4 protein-coding genes are annotated in these 3,339 nt (G+C 70.7%); all 4 read right to left on the bottom strand.

All coding sequences use genetic code 11. The features are described from left to right. The coding region (locus VR44_RS24085) for a hypothetical protein (protein ID WP_045949672.1) at nt 1-363 on the bottom strand (363 nt) is incomplete at its 3' end. Continuing rightward, a complete protein-coding gene (locus tag VR44_RS24080; protein WP_045949671.1) occupies nt 360-917 on the bottom strand; it encodes a hypothetical protein in 558 nt (185 codons plus the stop codon). The genes VR44_RS24080 and VR44_RS24085, both read right to left, overlap by 4 nt. Further along, on the bottom strand, nt 856-1,677 hold the full coding sequence (locus VR44_RS24075) for a multinuclear nonheme iron-dependent oxidase (protein ID WP_045949670.1): 822 nt from the start codon (nt 1,675-1,677) through the stop codon (nt 856-858). Before VR44_RS24075 ends, VR44_RS24080 begins: the two co-directional genes overlap by 62 nt. Next, entirely contained in the window at nt 1,677-2,831 is a 1,155-nt protein-coding gene (locus VR44_RS24070; protein ID WP_045949669.1) for a multinuclear nonheme iron-dependent oxidase, read from the bottom strand. Before VR44_RS24070 ends, VR44_RS24075 begins: the two co-directional genes overlap by 1 nt. Nucleotides 2,832-3,339: the final 508 nt, after the last annotated feature.

Below are 3,339 nucleotides of genomic sequence, written 5' to 3'. Positions count from 1 at the left end.
GTCCAGGAGGTACGGCAGCACGGCCAGTCCCGCCGCCGCGATGAGCAGCCCGGCGGCGGTGGCTCCGACGAGGCCGCCCTGTACCGCGCGGCGGCGGGCGTGGGCGGACACGGCGCCGGCCACGGACAGCCCGACGACGGGGCCCATGGCCATGGCGGTGATCGAGTCGAGGAGGAGCAGGCGCTGCGGTACGGCCGCGGCGGCCACGGCCTGCTCCCCCAGGGTGCTGATCACCCACAGGTCGGTCTGGGCGATGGCCTGACCCATGACGGACGCGACCACCATGGGTCCCATCAGCGCGAGGACCCGCCTGCCCAGCGACGGCACCGGGACCGGGGCCGGGGCGGCGGTGGTGGCGGTCACAGCGCGCTCCAGGTGAGGACGGCGAAGTCGCCCGGGCCGGAGAGCGCCCAGTGGATGCCGGGCGCCGGCTCCAGCCCCGGCAGCTGGGCGAGCTTCACGCGGCCGCGTTCCAGGGGTGCGTTCCCCTTCAGCGCGACGACGACCTTGGGGGCGAGGGCCGCGGTGGTGAGGGCCAGCCCGCGCTGGCGGTGCTCGGGGGAGGCGAACCAGCGGGCGGCCGAGGCCGCGAGCAGTTCGATGTGGTCCTGTGGCCGCAGGGGGATGCCGGCGCCGCCCCCGTCACGGCCCTCCAGGAACTCGAGGAAGTGCAGGTGCATGCGCCAGTCCAGGCGCCTGTGTCCGGCCACGGCCCATTCCAGGAAGGCCTCGTAGAGGTCGGTGGTGTCGGGCAGGCGAGCGGACAGCAGCGGGATGCGGTCGAAGAGCTGGTGCCAGCGGATGCGGAGGGATTCCTGGGCGATCAGCCGGTCGCGGGAGCCCGGGGCGAGGGCGTCACGGGCGGTGGGGCTGATGCAGGCGTCGAGCCGCGACGACTGCGGCGCGCGTGCGGTCAAGGTCCGTCCTCCATTCGTCCAGGTCGTGGTTGGCGTCGCGTTCGACGACGAGGGTGGCGTCCGGGGCGGCGCGGCCGGCGAACAGCGTCAGCAGGTCGAGGGTCTCGTCGCTGACGGCGGCGTCGTGGCTGTCGACGATGAGGGAGGGGGCCGTCGGGGAGGGGCTGTAGCCGGCCAGGTGGAACCTGCGGCCCACGCCCGGCACGTCGGCCCACGCGGCGGCGGGCTGACCGGTGTTGAGCTGGGCGACCATCGCGTTGGAGACGTCCATGAGGACCTCGCATCCGGTGGCCGCGGTCAGCTCGGCGTACGCGCGGGCCTGGGGGACGTCGGAGGGGGTCTGCGAGGGGAAGTTCTCCACGGCGAGGCTGGTGCCGAGTTCCTCCTGCCACGCGCGCACGGAGTCGACCACCGGCTGCCAGGCGGCGTAGTCCACCTCCTGGGCGAGGGGCAGTGGCTGGCCGTTGTGGGAGAAATGGGCGATGTGGTCGCTGACGTAGAGCAGGCCGCAGTCGGCCCGCCACCGGTTCACCAGGTCCAGGTAGTGGTCGAGGCGTTCCCGGTCCGGGTCGAGGAACCGGGAGAGCATGATGTGGCAGCCGACGGGGAGGTCGTCGCCGACCGTGCGGCGGAACTCCTTCGGGTCGAGGTGGGCGAAGCCGTCGATCAGGACCTCGACGAAGTCGATGTGCCCCGAGTCGCGCAGCTCGCAGGCCATCTCGAGGGTGTCCGGCGAGGTGACGTTGACACCGATCTGCATCAGCGGAGCTTCTCCTTGGCGTAGGCCAGCAGGTCCTGGGGGGCGCTGACCGCGCCGGGGCGTTCGGCCGGCGGGATCTCGTCGAGGTTGAGGACGATGCGCTTGCCGCGGGCGCGGACGTCGTCCACCCACTGGTCGAACAGCTCGGCGTAGGACAGGCCGCGCTGTTCGGAGGCCTGGGCGAGGCCCGGGATCCAGCCGTTGCACAGCTGGCGCAGGTAGGCGCGGCAGTAGGGGACGCCGTAGTCGTGCGGTTCGGTGTCCGCGGCTCCCCCGGTGCGGGCCCGGCGGTGGCGTTCGAGGACGGATTCCGCCCGGGCGAAGTCGGCGTAGTACTGGTCGGCCCGGTCGGTCCAGGTGAGGTCGGCGTGTTCGACGATCACGGTGACGGGTTCGGTCTCGGTGATCAGCCGCTGGTCCAGCACGGTGTCGAGCAGCGACCAGACGCCTTCGTGGACGGCTTCGGAGTGGCCGTCGTGGAGGGTTCCGTCCCGGCCGGTGCGGACGCCGGAGAGGTGCAGTTCGACCACCTGGGACCAGGGGATCGCACCGAGCAGCACGTCCACGGGGACGCCGCAGTTGACGGCGTCGATGTAGAGGTGGGCCAGGTCGACGATCAGGCCGGAGCCGGTCTTCTCGCAGATGCGCGTGACCGCCTGCCAGGCGTCGAGGATGCCGCGGGCGGAGGCGGAGTAGCAGTTGGCGTTCTCCACCCAGACGGGCAGGCCCGAGGTCCGGTTGAGGTCGGAGAGGAAGCGGACGGCGCGTTCCTCCTCCTCCTTCGTACCAGAGAAGTACGAGTGGAGTCCGAAGGACCCGCCGCCCAGGGCGCGGTCGCCGGTGACGTGGACGCCGATGGAGGTCGGCTTGTTGCGGCGGGTGGCCGACTGGTCCATCACGTAGTCGATGTAGCGGGCCTGTTCCCGGGGGCCTTCGCAGATGGCCGTACGCCCGAGGTGGAGGGAGAATTCCGGCACGGCCGGGACGTCGTCGAGGGCCTCCCATTTCCGCCATTCGTTGAACCCGAATTCCAGGAAGGGGTTCTCGCCGACGAGGGCGAGCCTCCGGGACGGGTCCGGGTCGAGAAATCCCGGAGTGAACGCCCCGCCCACGCGGAGCAGGTCGTCACGGACCGGCTGGATGGTCGTCTGCATTTCTCTTTCCTCTCCCCCCGGTTTCCGGGTACGGGTACGGGTGCGGGTACGGCGGGGGCGCGCTCCGCTTCCGGAGCGCGCCCTCACAATTCGTCAGCCCTTGTTGTAGCTGCCGCAGGTCAGAGCCTCGGCCATGACCTCGATGTCCTGGATGTCGATCATTACGTTCACCTCCTGCCGTGCATGCGATGCGTCGATTCCGTCCGCCTGTTTCAGCCCTTGTTGTAGCTGCCGCAGGTCAGGGCCTCCGCCATGACCTCGATGTCCTGGATGTCGATCATTCGATTCACCTCCCTTTCACACTCTTCGGCTTTCCCGGCTTTCCCGGCTTTCCCGGTTTCGGCCGGTGTTCCCTGCCGATGCCCCTACTCTGCCGGTCCTCAAGTGCCGCCGGAAGTGCATTCCGGTGGACGGATTCTGCAATGGCATATCCCGTCCACCCCCACCTGGAGGGAATGCCCCCGGGAACGCCGAAGGCCGCGTCCCGGGGGGACGCGGCCTTCGCGGG

Source organism: Streptomyces katrae, assembly GCF_000966975.1.
GTDB lineage: Bacteria > Actinomycetota > Actinomycetes > Streptomycetales > Streptomycetaceae > Streptomyces > Streptomyces katrae.
The sequence above is the reverse complement of the archived record's forward strand: the minus strand, read 5'-3'. Positions and strand labels throughout refer to the sequence as shown.